Origin of the sequence: Algibacter sp. R77976 (genome assembly GCF_044594645.1) — a bacterium.
In the GTDB taxonomy this organism is placed as follows: Bacteria; Bacteroidota; Bacteroidia; order Flavobacteriales; family Flavobacteriaceae; genus Algibacter_B.
The window spans coordinates 3,294,576-3,314,665 of record NZ_CP138989.1 but is presented as its reverse complement, the minus strand read 5'-3'; the positions used below and the strand labels follow the sequence as shown (position 1 = coordinate 3,314,665).

Genomic DNA, 20,090 nt, shown 5'->3' with positions numbered 1-20,090 from the left:
TAAAAAAGGAATGAATACAGACACATGAAAGATTTCATAAACAAACTATATAAAAACCATTCCTTGATTTATAAGGTGCTATTATTTATTAGCACAACCTTTCTAATTGTTTATTTGTTTCCAAAAAGCGGAAAATTTAAATATAGTTTTGAAAAAGGAAAGCCGTGGCAGTCTGAAAGTTTACAGGCGCCTTTTGATTTTGCCATAAAGAAGACCGACGAAGAAATTACTTCAGAAAAAAAGAGGATTTCTGAAAATGCAACCCTTTATTTTGATCTAGATAATAATATACAGCAGAAGGTTAATAGTGCTTATAAGAACCAGTTTAAAGATGCTTTTTCTGATTCAATACCTACTTATGCTTCAAATAGATTATTCAATACCGGTCAAAGTATTATTTCAGAGTTGTATCGATATGGTGTTTTAAGTGATGATTATAATTTCTCTAAAGACCGTTCTATTGTTATTCTTGATGGGAGAGAGAAGAAACAAGATGGTTTTTATTCAAATCTAATTCCACAAGATGGTGTCACCGGGGTTATAGAAAAGGTTTTGGCTAAAAACAACTTAACTCATTTTAAAACAAAATTTGTGGCGTTATGCTTCGATTTAATTGAGCCTAATATCACCTATAATAAAGCGTTTACAGATAAAGCAATTCAAGATGAATTAAGCAGAATTTCATATACTAGAGGAAGTGTTGCTAAGGAGACTTTAATAGTTTCTAAAGGTGAAGTGATTGAAGGTGATAAGTATCAAATTTTAAAATCTTTACAGTCTGAATACGAGTCTCAAGTATGGAATGAAGCCAATTATAATTGGGTTTTATTCGCTTATACTTTATTAGTGGCTTTAGTTTTGCTAATGTTGCTTTTGTTTTTAAGAAAATACAGAATGGAGGTTTTCGAGAATAATACAAAAGTTACCTTCATATTTTTTAATATATCATTGATGATTTTCATTACTACTTTAGTGGTAAACTATGATTCAAAATATATTTACATTGTCCCAATTTGTATTCTTCCGTTGGTGTTTAAAGCATTTTTTGATGCGCGACTTGGCCTTTTTGCGCACGTGCTTACCGTACTTTTATTAGGTTTTATAGTGCCTAATAGTTACGAATACTTGTTTTTACAAATTATAGCAGGGATAGTAACTATACTAACCGTTTCAGAGTTATACAAGCGCGCCAATTTATTTATTTCAGTAGGGCAAATTACACTAATTTACATCATAGCTTATTTTGCTTTTTTTGTAATTCATGAAGGTAGTATAGAAACGCTTAAATGGGAAACATTCATTTGGTTTGTGTTAGGTGGATTAGCGACCTTGTTTGTGCAACCATTAATTTATGCATATGAAAAACTTTTTGGGTTAGTTTCAGATGTTTCGCTTTTAGAACTTTCTGATACAAATACCAAGTTACTTAAAGAGTTATCAAATAAAGCACCAGGCACATTTCATCATTCTTTAAACGTTGCTAATTTAGCTGAAGCATCTGCTAATGAAATAGGTGCAAACGCCATGCTAGTAAGGGTAGGAGCATTGTATCACGATATTGGTAAAATGAAGAACCCTACTTATTATACCGAAAACCAGTCAACAGGTATTAACCCACATGACGAGTTGTCTTCACGAGAAAGTGCAAAAATAATTATAAACCACGCTCTTAATGGTATTGAAATAGCTAGAAAAAATAATTTACCAGATAGAGTTATTGATTTTATTAGAACACACCACGGAACAAGTGTTGTGTATTATTTTTATATGCAGGAGAAAAAGGGTTTTCCAGATGTTGAGATAGATAAAACCGATTTTAGTTATCCAGGACCAAAACCATTTAGTAAAGAAACTGCTATTTTAATGATGTGTGACAGTATTGAAGCGGCATCCAAAAGTTTAAAAGAGCCAACTTCTACTAAAATTGAAGCTTTTGTTGAAAATATTATAAATAAGCAAATAGAAGAGGGGCAATTTTTAAATGCTAACATTACTTTTAAAGAAATTCAATCCATAAAAAAAGTACTAAAACACAAGCTTGCAAATATTTACCATTTAAGAATTGAATATCCAGAATAAAATCTAAAAAAAAAGAACAAAAATGTTTGTGTTGTTTAAGATGAAAAACTAAATTTGCATCCGCATTTAAATTAAATGTGAACGTTCATATCATTATTACTGGAGAGGTGCCTGAGTGGCCGAAAGGAGCGGTTTGCTAAATCGTCGTACCTAGAAATAGGTACCCAGGGTTCGAATCCCTGTCTCTCCGCAAATTTATTTAAATAAAGATAACTATTCGGGGTGTAGCGTAGCCCGGTTATCGCGCCACGTTTGGGACGTGGAGGCCGCAGGTTCGAATCCTGCCACCCCGACTACCTAGAAATAGGAAAAACAAAAAAACTGATAATTTAATAATTATCAGTTTTTTTTGTTTTACAATGTGTTTTGTGATTGATATAAAATCAACAAAGGTGAGTGGTTTGTATAGTTTGCACATCTTTTTTATACACTAAGCTACAAAATATAAGTCTTAATTTTTTTCCAAATCCTTTTTAATAAATAACCAGAAATTAAAGCTGTAATTGTTAAAGCTATTGCGTAATCATAATCGCCATAAATCCAATAACCTGTCGCAAACATACAAGAGTAAATTAAAATACAACCTAGAAACATTGCAAGAATCCCAGAAGGAACGCTCCATGCTTCATCCGAACCTTTGATGTTAATATTATTAGCTTCGGCTTCATTAATAATTTTTGTCCACCCAGGCCCACCTGGTTGGATTTTTTTGTAAAAACCTTGTAAAACTTCCTTGCTTTCTGGTTGGGTAATAAAGGTTGCAATTAACCATATAATTGTTGTAATTAAAACAACAAAAGGATATTCTAAATAATCATCAAAAGCACCTGTTTCTGAATTAAATAAATAAGCACCTATGGGTGTTAGTTTTAATAATATAGAGATGATTCCCGAAGTAAACATAGCAGTAATTTCACTCCAAGCATTAATACGCCACCAAAACCAACGTAGTATAAATATAAGGCCCGTACCAGCCCCAAAAACTAATAACAATTCAAATAATTGTAGTGCGTTTTGTAATAATAGCGCCAATACTGCACTAAATACCATTAAAACGACCGTAGAAATTCTACCAACAGCAACCAATCTTTTTTCTGAAGCATTCGGGTTAATTTGTTGTTTGTAAAAATCATAAACAATATAAGAAGCCCCCCAATTAAGCTGTGTTGAAATGGTACTCATATAGGCAGCTATTAATGACGCTAATACTAGACCAAGTAAGCCACTTGGAAGTTTAGTGAGCATTGCAGAGTAAGCTAAATCATGTCCCAATTTGTCATCAGCTATATTAGGAAACGCTTCTTGAATACTAGCTAAATCTGGAAATACAACTAATGATGCTAATGCCACTAAAATCCATGGCCAAGGACGTAAAGCATAATGCATAATATTAAAGAAAAAAGTCGCACCTATGGCATGATTTTCATCTTTGGCTGCTAACATTCGTTGTGCTATGTAGCCACCTCCACCCGGTTCTGCTCCTGGATACCAAGAACTCCACCATTGTACTGCTAATGGTATAATAAACAATGTTATTAAAGCTTGCTTATTGCTAAAATCAGGTAAAATAGAAAGTTTGTCTGTTACGTTTTCATTCATCAATAAGGTTTCAATACCACCTACTTCTGGAATATTAACTAAATAATAAGCAGCACCAATAGCGCCTCCCATTGCAACAAAAAATAATATAAAATCGGTGTAAACAACACCCTTAAAACCACCCATAGCGCTAAAGATAACAGTAATTAATCCAGCACTTACTACAGTTTGCCATGGTTCAAGTCCCAACATAATACCGCCAATTTTTATAGCGGCTAATGTAACTGCAGACATCGTAATAATATTGAAAATAACACCTAAATAAATAGCTCTAAACTTTCTTAAAAACTTAGCAGGTGCTCCGCCATATCTAAATTCATAAAATTCTATATCAGTATTTACGTTTGATTTACGCCAAAGTTTTGCATAAATAAAAACTGTTAATAAACCCGTAAGTAAAAAAGCCCACCAAACCCAATTTCCTGAAACACCATTAGTTCTTACTATATCTGTTACTAAATTTGGTGTATCTGTTGAAAATGTTGTAGCCACCATAGAAACACCTAATAACCACCAAGGCATTGTTCGCCCTGAAAGGAAAAATTCATTTGAACTTTTCCCTGCTTTTTTTGAAACATAAACACCTATAGAAAGCGTAATTGTAAAGAATAGAATAATCAATGTATAATCTAACGTGCTTAAGGATATCATAGGGTGTAGTTGTTAAATGTAATTTGTGTTTGAATTGAATGCTTTTTTTAAGCTAAGTTATTTATAATATTATTATATAGTAATATATGATATAAAAAAGAGTTACTCAAAAATTAGACGTTTTATGTTTGAACAAAAAATTTATTATTAACTATTTTTATAGATAATTTGTTTTGTTTATATAACATGGTTTGGATTGAGTGTTCATAAAGAAAAAAGTATTTAATACAATTCGTGTTGTCATAATTAACCATAGCTTGTTTAAGCAAAAAAAAGTTCAGTTTTAACTAAACTTTTTTTGCAATTACCTTTTAATTAAAAAGCTTAACCAGATGTTTTAGTTAGATCATATTAATAGATACAATCCTAATTAGTGTTAGTCGTACTACTTAAATACTCATTGTGAAATTATCATTCTTTGTTAATTATTATGGCTTATTTTGTTTAATATCTAAATATGTTATTGTCAAATTATGAAATCAATAATAATAAGCTTACTACGTAAATTTGTTGATTAAATACACTTAAAAATACGTATAAATACTTAGTTTTGTGTTTAAATACGTAATTTATGAAGCATATTATTGTTGTTGGAAACGGAATGGTTGGTTACAAGTTTTGTGAGAAATTTGTAGAGAAATCTGAAGCTAAAGACTTTAAAATCACAGTTTTTGGTGAAGAACCAAGACCTGCTTACGATAGAGTTCATTTAAGTGAATTTTTTGAAAATCAAGATGCAAAAGCATTAGAAATGGCTCCGGCAGAATGGTATGCAGAGAACGATATAGAATTAATCACAGGAGAGCGTGTTGCAGATATTAACAGAGCATCAAAAACGATAACTACTGCTAAAGATCGTGAGTTTTCTTATGATTACTTGGTTCTTGCAACGGGGTCTTCACCTTTTGTGCCACCAATTAAAGGTGTTGAAAAGGAAGGTGTTTTTGTTTATAGAACTATTGAAGATTTAGAAGGTATGTTAGCATATGCTGCTAAGCTTAAAGCTGAAAAACCAAATGCTAGAGCTGCGGTTCTTGGAGGTGGTTTATTAGGTTTAGAGGCTGGTAAAGCGGTTATGGATATGGGTTTAGAACCTCATATTGTAGAGTTCGCTCCTAAGTTAATGCCAAGACAACTAGATTCTAGAAGTAGTCAAGTATTACAATTAAAATTAGAGTCTATTGGTTTAAATATTCATTTAAGTAAAGCAACCAATCAAATTCTAGGTGATGACCATATTACAGGAATGGAGTTTGGTGAAGATGATATGTTAGAAGTTGATATGCTTGTGGTTTCTGCTGGTATTCGACCTAGAGATGAATTAGGGAAAAATTCTGGTTTAGAAGTTGGTGTTCGAGGTGGTATTGTAGTTGATAATAAAATGCAAACATCAGACGAGAATATTTATGCTATCGGTGAGATTGCATTATACAATCAAATGATATATGGTTTAGTTGCTCCCGGTTATGATATGGCTGGAGTTGCTGTAGATCAAATTATAGGTAATACAGAGACGTTGATGCCAGCAGAAATTGATATGTCTACCAAATTAAAATTAATTGGTGTAGATGTAGCGAGTTTCGGAGAGCCGTTTATGCCTGCTGCTAAAGGCCACTCTATAATTTTTGAAAATAAAACACAACATTTATATAAAAGAATTAATGTAAGTCTTGATGGGAAATCGCTTCTAGGAGGGATTCTAGTTGGTGATGCTGCCGATTACAGTATGTTACATCAAATTTATTTAAACGGAATGAAAATTCCTGAAGATCCAGCACAATTAATTTTACCTTCTGGTGATGGTGGAGCATCTTTTGGTGACGTTATGGATTTACCAGACGAAGCACAAATTTGTTCTTGTGAGAGTGTTACAAAAGGACAAATATGTGGTGCTATTGAAAGCGGCGAAGCTACAGATGTAGCTGGTGTAGTTAGTTGCACAAAAGCTGGAACTGGATGTGGTGGTTGTAAACCTATGGTTACCGATTTAACCAATGCAACACTTAAATCTTTAGGTATAACTGTTAAGGCTGGCGTTTGCGAACATTTTGAGCTAGATAGACAAGATTTATATAAAATTATTCAAGTAAAAGGCTATACAACTTTTAACGAGGTTTTAGATAATCACGGTACTGGTGGTCACGGTTGCGAATTGTGTAAGCCTTTAGTGGCTTCATTAATGGCAAGTATAAACGCAGATACTGCTAATAAAGAATATGCTATTCAAGATTCGAATGATAGATTTTTAGCTAATATTCAGCGTAATGGAACTTATTCAGTTGTACCTCGTGTACCAGGTGGAGAAATTACACCAGACAAATTAATTGCTCTTGGAGAAATTGCTAAGAAATACGATTTATATACTAAGGTAACTGGTGGTGTTCGTATCGATTTATTTGGTGCAACATTAAATCAATTGCCATTAATCTGGAAAGAATTAATTGCTCATGGTTTTGAAAGTGGTCATGCTTATGGTAAATCTTTACGTACCGTTAAAACCTGTGTAGGTTCTACATGGTGTCGTTACGGAATGGATGAAAGTGTGAGTTTTGGTATCGAACTAGAGAATAGATATAGAGGTATTCGTGCGCCACACAAAATTAAGGGTGGTGTTTCAGGATGTATTCGTGAATGCGCTGAAGCACGAGGAAAAGATTTTGGTTTAATTGCTGTAGAAGGTGGTTGGAACCTTTACCTTGGAGGAAATGGTGGAGCTACACCACGTCATGCAGAATTGTTTGCAGAACAAATTGATAATGAAACGGTAATTAAATATATAGATAGATACTTAATGTTCTACATGCGTACAGCAAAACCGTTACAACGTACTGCTGCTTGGCAAGATCGTTTAGAAGGCGGTATAGAATACTTAAGAGAAGTTATTATTGAAGATAAATTAGGTATTGCTGCCGATTTAGATGAAGAAATGCAAACTTTAGTTAACAAGTTTGAATGCGAGTGGACACAAGCTGTTAACGATCCAGAAATGATGAAACGTTTTAATCACTTTGTAAATAGTGAAGAAGAAGATGATAACTTAGTTTTTGTTCCTTTAAGGGATCAAAAAATGCCAGAACAATGGAACTAATTAAATAGTACTAAAATTTTAAAGTAAGAAAAGATGGAAGAAATTCTAGATAAATATAAAGCTACTAAGTTAGAAGATGTAAAAGTTTGGTTTAAAGCCGCTTCAATAAACGATTTTCCAAAAGATGGAGGTGCTTGTGTAAAATATAAAGACAAACAAATAGCTGTGTTTAACTTTGCACGAACAAATACATGGTATGCATGTCAAAATTTATGTCCGCATAAAATGGAAATGGTTTTGAGTAGAGGTATGATTGGTGATGATAAAGGAGCTCCCAAAGTCGCTTGTCCGCTTCATAAGAAAACATTCTCTTTAGAAAATGGAGAAAATTTAAATGGCGATTTAGATGCTATTGCAACTTATCCTGTTAAAATTGAAGGAGAAAATGTGTATATTGGCTTCTCGGATTAACGATAAGTAATACATACATGAAACCTACACGATTTGAAACAGCAATTGCATTAATTGATAAAGCAAACTCTGAAGATATAAACACATACCAAGTTGCTGGTATAGAATACCCTAAGGAATTATTGTATTCTCAACGTATGACAAGGAAACTGTTACAGTTTGATCCAGATGCTTCTAAAGCACTTCAAATTGCAGCACGTGCACAACATATTTGTCGTTGGAAAATTGCACGTAAAGAATACCCAATGGATCGTGTTGGCTATTTAAAATGGCGTGAGACCTTAAAAAAAATGCATGCCGATTTAACTGTAGATATTTTAAAGCAAGTTGGTTTTGATGAGCAATTTTCAGATCGCGTTAAAGCTATTATTCTTAAAAAACTAATAAAGAAAAACGAAGAGTCTCAAAAGTTAGAAGATACCATTTGCCTGGTGTTTTTAGATTATTATTATGATGAGTTTTTAGAGAAGCATAGTGAAGAGAAGATTATTGATATCTTGAAGAAAACATGGGTAAAAATGTCTGATAAAGGGCATCAGGCAGCTTTAAAATTGCCGTTTTCCGAAAAAGGTTTAGCTTTAGTAAAACAAGCCATTTCTTAACAATACGTATGTAATATGACAAAAAACGGTAATTCATTAGACCAAAGGACTTTTGATAAACTACGCCGTTTATATATTATAGCACTAAGTACAATTGCAGTTTCAGTAATTGTAAGTCAAATATTGATTAGGACACATCTTAGTGGTCAAGAAAGTGATTCTACAATTATAAATGTTGCTGGAAGGCAACGTATGTTAAGTCAAAAACTGACTAAAGATATTGTGTCACTTTCGGCAGAAACTAACCCTGAAAATATAACCCTTCTAAAAAATAAAATTAAGGAAACCCTTCAGCTTTGGGAGTTGTCTCATCACGCGCTTCAAAACGGAAATGATAGCTTGAGACTACCTAATAAGAATAGTAAAAAGGTAATTGAAAAGTATAATTTATTAAACCCTGTTTTTGATACTATTAGTAAGGCTTCAAAATCTATTATAGATAAAATTGAAAATAACCCACCATTATCTTTAGAATTCTATAGTTCAGATATTGAAAAAGTAAAAGCTAACGAAGCAACTTTTTTAACTATGATGGATGATATTGTAAATCAATATGATGTTGAGGCTGAAGATAACGTAGCTTGGTTGCGTCAATTAGAAATGTGGTTAACAGTACTTACACTACTCATTCTTTTTGGGGAATTTTTATTTATTTTTTGGCCAGCGGCAAAATCTGTAAAATCTATTTTGGCCGATTTGTTATCTGCTGAAAAACAAGCAAAAAAGATGGCCTTCGATGCCGATGAGTTGAGCATTGCTAAAGAGAAGTCTATTAAAGAATTACGGGCTTTAAGCCGTGCTATGGATGATACGTTACTATTTGCCCGTATTTTGCCAAACGGAAATTTAGTACACATAGGAAATAAATTTTCACGATTATTTAGTTTTTCAAAGTTTAATAATTCGGTATTATTCTGGAATGTATTGTCTACTGTTGAAAGTGAACAATTGGTAATAGAAGATATTATAGCTACACATAAAAAAACGGGATGGCAGGGTGAAGTAAAATCAACTACAAAAGCAGGTGAAGATATTTGGTTAGAAATGGCAATAATTCCATTTAGTCCCACCGAAGATAAATCGGAGTTATTAATTATTGCTTCAGAAATTACAGAACGAAAAATAGCCCAATTAGAAATAGATAGATTGACTGAAAAAAGCTTTGATGAGAAGATGAATCAGCAAAAAATCATTTCTAGTAAAATTATTGAAAATCAAGAAAAGGAGCAAAACCGCATTGCAAAAGACGTGCATGATGGCATAGGGCAAATGCTTACCGGTTTAAAGTATAATTTAGAGAGTATTGATACTAAAGATGTTGAGAAAACAACGGCTAAAGTTCAACATTTAAAGGAACTAACAACAAATATTATTAAAGGTGTTAGAACAGCAACATTTAATTTAACGCCACCAGAGTTAACCGATTATGGTATTGTACCTGCAATTACCAAATTAGCACTCGAACTAGGAAAGCTTACTGGAAAAGAAATAGTACTTTTTAATAAGACCGATTTTAACCAACGCCTTGATTCACTTTCTGAAATTAATATCTATCGCATCACGCAAGAAGCTATAAATAATGCCATAAAATATGCAGAATCTACACATATTATAGTGTCACTTTCTCACAGTAAAAAATTACTAAGTATTGTTATTGATGATAACGGAAAAGGATTTAACCCCGATAAAGTTAAGCTTATTAAAACAGGAGATGGAGGTATGGGTATGACTTTTATGAAAGAGCGTATCAAGTATATTGACGGGCGATTATTCTTAACTTCTGAAGAAGGAAAAGGAACTCGGGTTACATTGAATATTCCTCTAGATTAAATATAAATTTAAGATGAGAAAACTAATAAATTCTGGTTCTACATTCGAAGAAAAAATTGGATATTCAAGGGCGGTTGTTCAAGATAATTGGGTGTTTGTATCTGGCACTACGGGTTATAATTATGAAACTATGACTATTAGTGAAGATATAGTTAAGCAAACAGAACAATGCCTCTTAAATATTAAAAAGACTTTAAAAGAAGCAGAGGCGAGTTTGTCCGATGTGGTTCGTGTAACTTATATTTTACCAAAGGCCGATGAGTTTGAGTTGTGTTGGCCAATTCTTAAAAAATATTTTGGAGCTATTAAACCAGCTGCAACAATGCTTTCTGCTGGATTGGCAAACGAAAAAATGAAAATTGAAATTCAAGTAACTGCTTTAAAGAGTTAAATACGTAGTATTACGTAATTTTATTACATTTGTACTTATGGATATAATTAATGTTGTTTTAACCGATGATCATGTTTTGGTAAGAGATGGTATCAAAGCGCTCTTAGAAGATCAATCTGGTATTGTTGTTATTGATGAAGCTTCTAACGGAAAAGAAGCTCTAGAAGTTGTTGCTAGAAACAAACCTCATGTATTAATTATTGATATTAGAATGCCAGAAATGAATGGTATAGATGCTGTTAGAGAGATTAACAGGTTGTATACAGATGTTAGAACTTTGGTGCTTTCTATGCACGATTCAGAAGAATACGTAGTACAAGCCATTCAGGCTGGTGCAGACGGTTATTTGCTAAAAGGTGCAAGTAAAGAAGAGTTTTTGAAAGCTGTAAATAAAGTAGCTTCTGGTGGTAAATACTTTACTGGAGATGTGTCTGCAATTATCATGAATAATTTTGTTAGTGGTAATACTAATACTGCTGTTACACCAAAGGTTGAAATAAAAGAAGATCCGTTCAAACTTACTAAACGCGAAAAGCAAATTTTGGGTTTAGTTCTACAATTAAAAAACAATAAAGATATTGCTGATGAACTTAATATTAGCAAGCGTACTGCCGAAGTACATCGTTTTAATCTAATGAAAAAATTAGAGGTAAAAAACTTAATGGAATTAAGTAATAAGGCTAAAGAATACGGGTTGGTTTAATGCGTTTTTAAATTAAAAGCTAATTTCCAAATGCGTTATACTTATGCCATTAACAAGTTTTAATTATCGCAATTATACTTTTCTTTATTTATGTGTAAATAAAATCACAAATGGAAAACCCCAAAAAACGTAAAGTTTACAAAAAGAAACGTTATACAATACCTTTAATAGTGTTAGGTATACTAGTTGTTTTTAGATTTTACCTACCTACATTAGTTAAAAATCAAATTAATAAATCTTTAGCAGATTTACCGGGGTTTTATGGTGAAGTTAAAGACATTGATATTGCATTATATCGCGGAGCCTATGTTATTGAAGGTATGTATTTAAATAAGATACAAGCTAAAACTGAAGTGCCATTTTTGAATTTTCCTAAAAATGATATTTCTATAGAATGGGGTTCCCTATTTAAAGGTAAAATAGTTAGTGAAATTGTAATGCACAACCCTGAAGTTATTTATGTTGTAGAAGATCAAAGTGCTGCAGAAGCTGATGCTGATGTTGATGATTGGACGAAAGCCTTGACAGATATTGTGCCTATTGATATTAATAGATTTACTATTCATGAAGGTAAAATAGCTTATGTCGAATTGGGAACAGATCCAAATATTGATTTACATTTTGATCATGTGGAGCTCACGGCAACTAATTTGCGAAATGTTGTTGAAAAAAATAGAACCTTACCATCTCCAATTCATGCCACGGGTAACTCTATAGGTAAAGGGGAAATGACGCTAGATGGTCGTATAAATTTAGTTAAGGAAATTCCTGATATGGATGTTTCGTTTTCTTTAGAAAAAGCTAATGCAACTGCTCTAAATGATTTTACGCGTCATTATGCAGGAATAGATTTTTCGGCCGGAAAATTTGAGCTGTTTAGTGAGATTGCAATTGCAGATGGTTATTTAAAAGGCTATATGAAGCCCCTATTAGAAAAAAGTAAATTAATAGGAAAAGGAGATAGCTTTTTAGATGTTTTGTGGGAAGGTTTTGTTGGCTTTTTTAAATTCATATTAAAAAACCAAAAAACGAATACGTTTGCAACAAAAATTCCAATTGAAGGTGATTTAAATAATGTAGAAGGTAGTGTTTGGCCAGCAGTTATTAATATTTTTAGTAATGCTTGGATTAAAGCTTTTAAAGGTAAAGTTGATGATGAAATTGAATATAATGATGCCTTCGTAGATGAAAAGAAGAAAAAATAGGTTGAATCTTCTGGTAATAGATTTTTTTATTCATTTTACCAGTTATATCCGCTTTGTTTGGGTAAGCTTAATTTATAAATTCTCAAAAACTAATTAAATAATTTCTCTCATTTTAGGAATTCTATAGAATTGATATTCTTTCGTTACTAATTTCACATTTCTTTTGAAATACTTACTTAGTGTTGTGTAAAATTAAGTATAAATACGTAGTTTTGTACGTATAAAAGTACTTAATTATGGATACTACAACGCAAACTAAATCAACAACACTAAATTTATTCAATCTTAAAAATGTATCTATTCGTACATTTTGGATAACGGCAATATCCTTTTTTCTATGTTTTTTCGCATGGTTTGGTATCGTACCGTTTATGCCAGATGTAGTTAGGGACTTAGGGTTAACGCCAGACCAAAAATGGAACTCAATTATTTTAGCAGTTTCAGGAACAGTATTCGCAAGATTATTAATTGGTAAATTATGTGATAAATACGGACCTCGTTTATGTTATACTTGGTTATTAATGCTAGGAGCTATTCCAGTAGTTTTATGCGGATTGGTACAAACGCCAACTCAGTTTTTGGTATGTAGATTATTTATTGGTTTTATAGGCGCATCTTTTGTAATCACACAAGTGCATACATCTTTAATGTTTGCTCCAAATATTGTTGGAACAGCAAATGCGACTTCTGCAGGATGGGGAAATCTTGGTGGAGGAGCAAATAGATTAGGAATGCCGTTAATTGCTGCTGCAGTAATTGGTTTTGGTGTTGCCGAAGGGGAAGCTTGGAGATATTCAATGGTAATTGCAGGGATAGTTTGTTTCTTAATGGGTATTGTGTATTTCTTTTTTACCCAAGATACACCACAAGGAAATTTTAAAGAGTTAAAAGAATCTGGAATCAAAATTGAAAAAAAGAAAGATCAGGTAAGTTTTGCAACCGTATTAAAAGATTATAGAACGTGGATTCTATTTGTTGTTTATGCGGCATGTTTCGGTATTGAATTAACAGTTTATGGTACCATGGATGATTATTTGCAAAACACCTTTCAATTAGAAAGAGCAACAGCAGGAAATATTGTTTTATCATTCGCGTTAATGAATATTTTTGCAAGAACCTTAGGTGGTTTCTTTGGCGATAAATTTGGTAAACTTAAAGGTTTAAGAGGTCGTGTGTTATTCTTAGCAGGAATTTTAGCAGTACAAGCTGCCATGTTAATGACTTTTTCTACAACAACAAGTATTGCTATTGGTATCGTATTTTTAATATTATTTAGTTTGTCTGTGCAAATGGCAGAAGGCGCAACGTTTTCGGTTGTTCCATTTATAAATAAAAAAGCAATAGGATCTGTTTCTGGAATTGTAGGAGCAGGTGGTAATGTAGGAGCATTTTTAGCAGCTATGTTGTTAAAGTCGCAATCTGCAGTTGCAGAAAAAGCAGCTATTGCTGCCAATCAAGGGTTAGGAGAATCTGTTATAAACGCTGCACAATCTGCCGCATCAGCATCAGCTGTATCTAATGGTTATTTTATAATAGGAATTGTTGTAGCTATTACGGCTGTTGTTTCATTAACAATTCGTTTTTCTGAAGAAGATGAAAACATTGCTAGAATAGATTCTAATATTAACCCAGAAGATTTAATACCTGTAAAAGTAAAAAGTTAAACGTTTCGAATTCCGCGAAAGCAGAAAATCGAAAAGCTTTAAAATTGATAAGTAACATTAATTATTTAGTTTGTTCATTTTTATCAATTTATAAATATAAGATGCCTTTTTTAAGGTATTCAGAATAATGAGTCAAGTATTTGTTTTCTGATTTTAAAATGTATTATTTAGTGTAAAATGTAAGTCCCATATGATTAAAAGCAAAGTAAAAACAACGTGTTCCTATTGTGGTGTAGGATGCGGTATTATTGTTAAAAAAGATAATAATGATAAGGTTTTTGTTGAAGGCGATAAAGATCATCCTGTAAACAAAGGTATGTTGTGTTCTAAAGGCATGAATTTGCATTACGTTGCAAATGATACTTCCGATAGGATTTTATACCCAGAAATGCGTTGGAGTCGTTCTCACCCGCGCGAGCGTGTAAGTTGGGACGACGCTTTAGATAGAGCTTCAAGTGTTTTTAAATCAATTATTAAAAAGCACGGTCCAGATAGTGTTGCTTTTTATGTTTCAGGACAAAGTTTAACAGAAGAATATTATATTGCTAATAAACTTACTAAAGGGTTTATTGGCACAAATAACATCGATACGAATTCAAGATTATGTATGAGTTCTGCGGTGGTTGGTTATAAGAAAACATTTGGTGAAGATAGTGTGCCAGTTTCTTATGAAGACATAGAACTTGCAGATACTTTTTTAATTACCGGAGCTAATCCTGCTTGGTGTCATCCCATTTTATTCAGACGTATTGAAAAGCGTAAAGAGGAAAATCCTGATGTAAAAATTATTGTGATTGATCCTCGAAAAACTGATACGGCTAATTTTGCCGATTTACATTTACAGATCCTTCCAGGTACCGATGTTGTTTTAAATAACGCAATTGGTAGATGCTTGTATAAACGTGGTTTAATTGATGAAGATTTTATAAATAATCACACCGAAGGTTTTCAAGCTTACAAAGATTTAATATTTAAAACATCTTTAAAACAGGCTTCTAAAATATGTGGCGTTGAAGAAAAAGATATAAGAAAAGCAGCCGATATTATTGGCCTTTCAAAAGGTTTTATAAGTATGTGGACTATGGGGCTTAATCAAAGTGTTATAGGAACAGACAAAAATACATCACTTCTAAATTTATCCCTAATTACCGGACAAGTAGGAAAACCAGGTTCAGGGCCTTTCTCGTTAACAGGGCAGCCAAATGCTATGGGAGGTCGCGAAGTAGGCGGTATGGCAAATCTGTTAGCGGTTCATAAAGATTTAGGCAATGAAGAACATCGTCGTGAAGTTGCTCAGTTTTGGGGTGTAGATAAAATTAACCCAAAACCAGGATTAACAGCTACAGAATTATTTGATGCACTAGAAAGTGGTAAAGTTAAGGCCGTTTGGATTGCTTCTACTAATCCTTTAGTTAGTATGCCAAATTTAAATCGTATAGAAAAAGCCATGAAAAACTCAAAGTTTGTTGTGGTTCAAGATATTTCTCATAAGTCGGATACGGTTGCTTTCGCAGATTTAGTTTTACCAGCTGCAAGTTGGTTGGAGAAGGAGGGAACGATGACGAATTCTGAAAGGCGAATTTCACATTTACCTAAAGTAATTGAAGCTCCAGGAGAAGCAAGACCAGATGTTGAGATATTTTGTGATTTTGCACAGCGCATGGGTTTTAGAGGTTTTAATTTTAACAATGCAAGCGAAATATACGATGAGTATGCATCTATGACTAAAGGGACAAATATTGATGTGTCCTTTTTGAATTATGATCGTTTAAAAAATGAAGGTACTTTTCAATGGCCTGTGCCAGAATTAAGACATAAAGGAACGCCACGTTTATTTGCAGACAAAAAGTTCTATACACCATCAAAAAAAGCACAATTTAATTTACCAAATAATACACTAAACACATCGTTAGCACCTAATAATGAGTTTCCATTAATTTTAACAACAGGCCGTATTCGAGACCAATGGCATACCATGACTAAAACAGGGAAGGTATCACGTTTAAAAACGCATTATCCTACGCCTGTTTTAGAAATCAACCCAGTAGATGCCTTTTTATATAAAATTAAGAATGGAGATATCACAGAAATAAAAGGAGAAAATGGTGTAGTAAGAGTACGAGCTAAAATTACAGACACCATTAAAAGAGGTGTTGTGTTTTTACCAATGCATTGGGGTAAACAATTGCAAAGTAATTTAAATAGAGCCAATAATTTAACTAACACACACATTGATCCTGTATCTAAAGAACCTGACTTTAAATACACAAGGGTTTCGGTTGCTAAGTATAAAAAAGCAGTAGATAAGATTATTGTTGTTGGGGCAGGAGCAGCGGCATTTAGGTTTATACAAAATTATAGAGAGCAAAATGAAACAGATGAAATTCATGTGTTTTCAAAAGAACCTAATCTATTTTACAATAGAGTTTTATTACCAGAGTATGTTACCGAAGAATTGTCTTGGGAGCAACTATTAAAAATTAAAGAGAAAGAGTTAAGTAAGTTAAATATTCATTTACATCCAGAGACCTATATTACTGAAATTTGTAAGGTTGATAAATATGTAATTGACAATACCAATGAAACACACACTTTCGATAAGTTAATATTAGCAACAGGAAGCCGTGCATTTGTACCTAAAGATGTTCAGATAGATTTACCAGGTCGTTTTACCATGCGAAATAAGAGTGATGCCGATAGTTTTAAAACGTATTTAGATGCTACAGGTTTACCACCAGAAGAGCAACATGTTGTTATAGTTGGAGGTGGATTATTAGGTTTAGAGCTTGCAGCAGCTATGAAGCATAAAAACGCTAAAATTACCATTGTACAGCGTGCTTCTCGTTTAATGGAGCGTCAATTAGATAAAGTTTCTAGTAAATTATTAGCTTTAGATGTTCAAGAACGTGGCATTCAAATTTACTTTGATAATGAAGTGAGTACCGTGTTTGATGATGATGAAACGGGTGAGTTAAACATCACATTAAAAAGTGGAAAGTTTATAACAGCAAATGCCATTGTGTATGCAATAGGTACTATTCCTAATATTGAAATGGCTAGAGCTAACGGCCTTGCCTGTGGACGCGGTGTTAAGGTAAATCAGCATCTGCAATCGTCTCATCCAGATATATTTGCTATTGGTGAAATAGCAGAATATAACAATCAGTTATTCGGAATTACGTCGGCAGCAGAAGAGCAAGCTAATATTTTAGCCAACTTTATTGCAGGCGATATTAGTTGTTCTTATAACGGTTCTGTTTTAATGAATATATTGAAATTCAACGATTTAAGTCTGTGTAGTATTGGTGAAATTAATGTTCCAGATAACGATGATAGTTATGAAGAAATCATCTTTACAGATATTAAAAAGCGTTACTATAAAAAGTGTATTGTAAAAGACGATTTACTACTAGGTGCCGTTTTAATGGGCGATAAAAATGAATTTGCCGAATTTAAAACCATGATTGAAAGTAAGATCGAGATGGCCGATAAACGAGACAAATTACTTCGAGGTTCTTCTAATGATGTGCCAATGTTAGGTGAGTTAGTGTGTTCTTGTAGTCAAGTTGGAACAGGTAATATAGAAGAAGCTATTTCTGGTGGCTGTACAGATTTTACAGAATTGTGTAATAAAACAGGTGCTGGTTTAGGTTGTGGTAGTTGTAAAACTGAAGTTCGCGAGATTCTTCAAAACTCAAAAGTATTAGCGTAATGAATGAACCATACAGATTAATGATAAATGGCGGTGTGTTATCACCTGGAGAATTAAAATACATTTGTGAAGCTGCAGAAGCGTTAGGTTTAGATGCTATTTCTTTTGGTTCTCGACAAGATATAATTTTTCCTGAAGCTATAGATGAAAGTAAGTTTGAGCAGTTTAATAAAATACAATTTGTAAAACCTAAACGCGATGGTATAGAAAATATAGCATCTTCTTATGTCTCTGCAGAGATTTTACAGAGCACATCATGGTTAACTAGTGATAGGTATTTGTATGTTTTAGAGCAGTTTAAGCATACGCCAAAGCTTCGTATTAACGTTATAGACCCAAAGCAACGTTTAGTGCCTTTATTTACTGGAAATGTAAATTTTATAGCTTCAGAGCATGAAGATTATTGGTATTTATATTTAAGGCTACCTGGTTGGGAAAAAACAGTAATGTATCCTGCGCTTATTTTTAGCTGGGATATGGAGAAAATAGAATGTGCTATCGAAAATATTTTGATAGAAGAGCCTGAAACTATCGAGACCGTTTTCGATTTAGTAAATGATGCAGTAGATACAAATAACCGAACAGTCGACAAACCATTGGAAGTTCCGTTTTATCCATTTCCATATTATGAAGGCATGAATCGTATTGGTACAGATCGTTATTGGTTAGGCTTATATTGGAGAAATAACAGATACGATATTCCTTTCTTAAAAGCCATGTGTGAGTTATGTTCAGAAAATAAAATTGGTAAAATTTCTATCACACCTTGGAAATCATTTATTGTAAAGGGTATCCCGTTACAGTCAAAATTAAAATGGGAAAAGTTTTTAGGTAAATATGGGATAAATGTGCGTCACTCTATGTTAGAGATGAATTGGCATTTACCAGTTAATGATAAAGATGCATTAAGCTTAAAAAAATACTTAGTTACTAATTTTGATCAAAACGATATTAGTACTTATGGTTTAACTTTTGGTATTACAAGTTATGATAGTGATTCTTATAATTTCACGTCCATAGTAATCGAGAAAAATAGACAACCAGAAAGTATTGGAGATTTTAAAATAAGAGACACCTATAATTTATTATATGCAAAAAATTTCGACCCAAACTCTAGAGAGTATATTGTTCATGTTCAGGATGTTGATAAGGTAGAATTACCAGGTTTATTAATGGAATTAAGCCAATTGTATTTTGAGCAATTAGGAACAGAGAGGGAAGCAGATGTACAAACAATAGTTAAAGAAACTTCAGAAGAAGAAGTCTATCAATGTTCAGATTGTATGACTGTTTATAATGAAGTTTATGGAGATATAACACAAAATATTCAACCAAATACACCTTTTGAAAACCTACCAGAAACTTACGAATGTTCATTATGTGAAGCGCCAAAAAGTAGTTTTGAGAAAAAGATTTTGGTGAAGTAATACAGCTCTTTTTTTTCTATTCATAAAACTCTAAAACTTTAATGTGGTTTCGGGTTGAATTAATTTTACCTTCATCATGTAATTGTTTTATAAGTCTTGTAACAACAACTCTAGAGGTATTTAAATCATTTGCAATTTCTTGATGTGTTATTTCAAGATCGATATTATGATTAATTTGAACCTTACCTGATAAGTATTTTAAAAGCCTTTCGTTCATTTTTAAAAATGCTAAACTATCAATAGAATCAACCATTTCTATCAATCTAAAATGGTAGCTGTCAATTATAAAATGACGCCAAGACTGGAATTTTATTAACCATTCGTCTATAATGTCAATAGGTATATAAAGCGCTTCAACATCTTTATCTACAATACCTTTAAAAACACTTTTTTTCTTGTTTATACAGTTTACAAACGAAATGGCACAAGTATCGCCACGCTCTAAAAAGTAAAGAACTATTTCGTCTCCTTCTTTTTCCTTTCTTATAATTTTTACAACACCATTAAGTATTAATGGAATATGTGTCATAGCATCACCAATATCAACTAAAAGTTCTCCACTTCTTATTTTCTCAAAATGACCAACTTTAATTATTTCATTGATTAAGTCGTCCTCAAAAATATCTGAATAATAATTCTTTAATTTTTCTTTTAAAATAATTTCTTGTTTATTCATTGAAATTTAACAGTATAAATTATTTAGTTTTTATTCAAAAATTTAAATTTTA

At 32.5% G+C, this 20,090-nt stretch carries 13 protein-coding genes and 2 tRNA genes; 13 read left to right on the top strand and 2 right to left on the bottom strand.

Going from position 1 to position 20,090, the window contains the following annotated elements; translation table 11 throughout:
* Positions 1-24: 24 nt before the first annotated feature.
* The 3 genes from SJY43_RS14095 (at position 25) to SJY43_RS14085 (ending at position 2,372) form a co-directional block, all read left to right on the top strand.
* Positions 25-2,079, top strand: coding sequence for an HD family phosphohydrolase (locus SJY43_RS14095; RefSeq protein ID WP_396601381.1), 2,055 nt, complete (start codon positions 25-27; stop codon positions 2,077-2,079).
* 101 nt (positions 2,080-2,180) lie between these two features.
* Positions 2,181-2,269 (top strand) — tRNA-Ser (locus SJY43_RS14090).
* Between the two features lie 28 nt (positions 2,270-2,297).
* Positions 2,298-2,372, top strand: a tRNA-Pro gene (locus SJY43_RS14085).
* 142 nt (positions 2,373-2,514) lie between these two features.
* Here SJY43_RS14085 and SJY43_RS14080 read toward each other — a convergent pair.
* A complete protein-coding gene (locus SJY43_RS14080; RefSeq protein WP_396601380.1) occupies positions 2,515-4,329 on the bottom strand; it encodes a sodium:solute symporter family protein in 1,815 nt (604 codons plus the stop codon).
* Positions 4,330-4,900: 571 nt separating this feature from the next.
* Here SJY43_RS14080 and nirB point away from each other — a divergent pair.
* The 10 genes from nirB to SJY43_RS14030 all read left to right on the top strand — a co-directional run bounded on the left by nirB (position 4,901) and on the right by SJY43_RS14030 (position 19,362).
* Positions 4,901-7,417 carry a nitrite reductase large subunit NirB gene (nirB, locus tag SJY43_RS14075; protein ID WP_396601379.1) on the top strand — a complete coding sequence of 839 codons (2,517 nt, stop codon included), beginning with the start codon at positions 4,901-4,903 and terminating at the stop codon, positions 7,415-7,417.
* 33 nt (positions 7,418-7,450) lie between these two features.
* Positions 7,451-7,828 (top strand): nitrite reductase small subunit NirD, encoded by a 378-nt coding sequence (gene nirD, locus SJY43_RS14070; RefSeq protein ID WP_396601378.1) that lies wholly within the window; start codon positions 7,451-7,453, stop codon positions 7,826-7,828.
* Positions 7,829-7,845: 17 nt separating this feature from the next.
* On the top strand, positions 7,846-8,430 hold the full coding sequence (locus SJY43_RS14065; protein ID WP_396601377.1) for a DUF4202 domain-containing protein: 585 nt from the start codon (positions 7,846-7,848) through the stop codon (positions 8,428-8,430).
* Between the two features lie 15 nt (positions 8,431-8,445).
* Positions 8,446-10,260 (top strand): ATP-binding protein, encoded by a 1,815-nt coding sequence (locus SJY43_RS14060; protein WP_396601376.1) that lies wholly within the window; start codon positions 8,446-8,448, stop codon positions 10,258-10,260.
* 13 nt (positions 10,261-10,273) lie between these two features.
* Positions 10,274-10,651, top strand: a complete 378-nt coding sequence (locus tag SJY43_RS14055; RefSeq protein WP_396601375.1) for a RidA family protein — start codon at positions 10,274-10,276, stop codon at positions 10,649-10,651.
* Between the two features lie 37 nt (positions 10,652-10,688).
* Positions 10,689-11,354 (top strand): response regulator, encoded by a 666-nt coding sequence (locus SJY43_RS14050; protein ID WP_396601374.1) that lies wholly within the window; start codon positions 10,689-10,691, stop codon positions 11,352-11,354.
* Between the two features lie 110 nt (positions 11,355-11,464).
* On the top strand, positions 11,465-12,559 hold the full coding sequence (locus tag SJY43_RS14045) for a DUF748 domain-containing protein (RefSeq protein ID WP_396601373.1): 1,095 nt from the start codon (positions 11,465-11,467) through the stop codon (positions 12,557-12,559).
* 236 nt (positions 12,560-12,795) lie between these two features.
* Positions 12,796-14,223, top strand: a complete 1,428-nt coding sequence (locus SJY43_RS14040) for an MFS transporter (protein ID WP_396601372.1) — start codon at positions 12,796-12,798, stop codon at positions 14,221-14,223.
* A gap of 190 nt (positions 14,224-14,413) precedes the next feature.
* Entirely contained in the window at positions 14,414-17,935 is a 3,522-nt protein-coding gene (locus SJY43_RS14035) for a molybdopterin-dependent oxidoreductase (protein WP_396601371.1), read from the top strand.
* Positions 17,935-19,362: a rubredoxin gene (locus SJY43_RS14030; protein ID WP_396601370.1), complete on the top strand. Its 1,428-nt coding sequence runs from the start codon at positions 17,935-17,937 to the stop codon at positions 19,360-19,362. Before SJY43_RS14035 ends, SJY43_RS14030 begins: the two co-directional genes overlap by 1 nt.
* A gap of 16 nt (positions 19,363-19,378) precedes the next feature.
* Here SJY43_RS14030 and SJY43_RS14025 read toward each other — a convergent pair whose 3' ends face one another.
* Positions 19,379-20,038 carry a Crp/Fnr family transcriptional regulator gene (locus SJY43_RS14025; protein ID WP_396601369.1) on the bottom strand — a complete coding sequence of 220 codons (660 nt, stop codon included), beginning with the start codon at positions 20,036-20,038 and terminating at the stop codon, positions 19,379-19,381.
* Positions 20,039-20,090: the final 52 nt, after the last annotated feature.

Excerpts from the sequence above, each read along its gene's own strand:
- SJY43_RS14095 (WP_396601381.1), top strand. The coding sequence starts at position 25 with ATGAAAGATTTCATAAACAAACTATATAAAAACCATTCCTTGATTTAT.
- SJY43_RS14080 (WP_396601380.1), bottom strand. The coding sequence starts at position 4,329 with ATGATATCCTTAAGCACGTTAGATTATACATTGATTATTCTATTCTTT.
- nirB (WP_396601379.1), top strand. The coding sequence starts at position 4,901 with ATGAAGCATATTATTGTTGTTGGAAACGGAATGGTTGGTTACAAGTTT.
- nirD (WP_396601378.1), top strand. The coding sequence starts at position 7,451 with ATGGAAGAAATTCTAGATAAATATAAAGCTACTAAGTTAGAAGATGTA.
- SJY43_RS14065 (WP_396601377.1), top strand. The coding sequence starts at position 7,846 with ATGAAACCTACACGATTTGAAACAGCAATTGCATTAATTGATAAAGCA.
- SJY43_RS14060 (WP_396601376.1), top strand. The coding sequence starts at position 8,446 with ATGACAAAAAACGGTAATTCATTAGACCAAAGGACTTTTGATAAACTA.
- SJY43_RS14055 (WP_396601375.1), top strand. The coding sequence starts at position 10,274 with ATGAGAAAACTAATAAATTCTGGTTCTACATTCGAAGAAAAAATTGGA.
- SJY43_RS14050 (WP_396601374.1), top strand. The coding sequence starts at position 10,689 with ATGGATATAATTAATGTTGTTTTAACCGATGATCATGTTTTGGTAAGA.
- SJY43_RS14045 (WP_396601373.1), top strand. The coding sequence starts at position 11,465 with ATGGAAAACCCCAAAAAACGTAAAGTTTACAAAAAGAAACGTTATACA.
- SJY43_RS14040 (WP_396601372.1), top strand. The coding sequence starts at position 12,796 with ATGGATACTACAACGCAAACTAAATCAACAACACTAAATTTATTCAAT.
- SJY43_RS14035 (WP_396601371.1), top strand. The coding sequence starts at position 14,414 with ATGATTAAAAGCAAAGTAAAAACAACGTGTTCCTATTGTGGTGTAGGA.
- SJY43_RS14030 (WP_396601370.1), top strand. The coding sequence starts at position 17,935 with ATGAATGAACCATACAGATTAATGATAAATGGCGGTGTGTTATCACCT.
- SJY43_RS14025 (WP_396601369.1), bottom strand. The coding sequence starts at position 20,038 with ATGAATAAACAAGAAATTATTTTAAAAGAAAAATTAAAGAATTATTAT.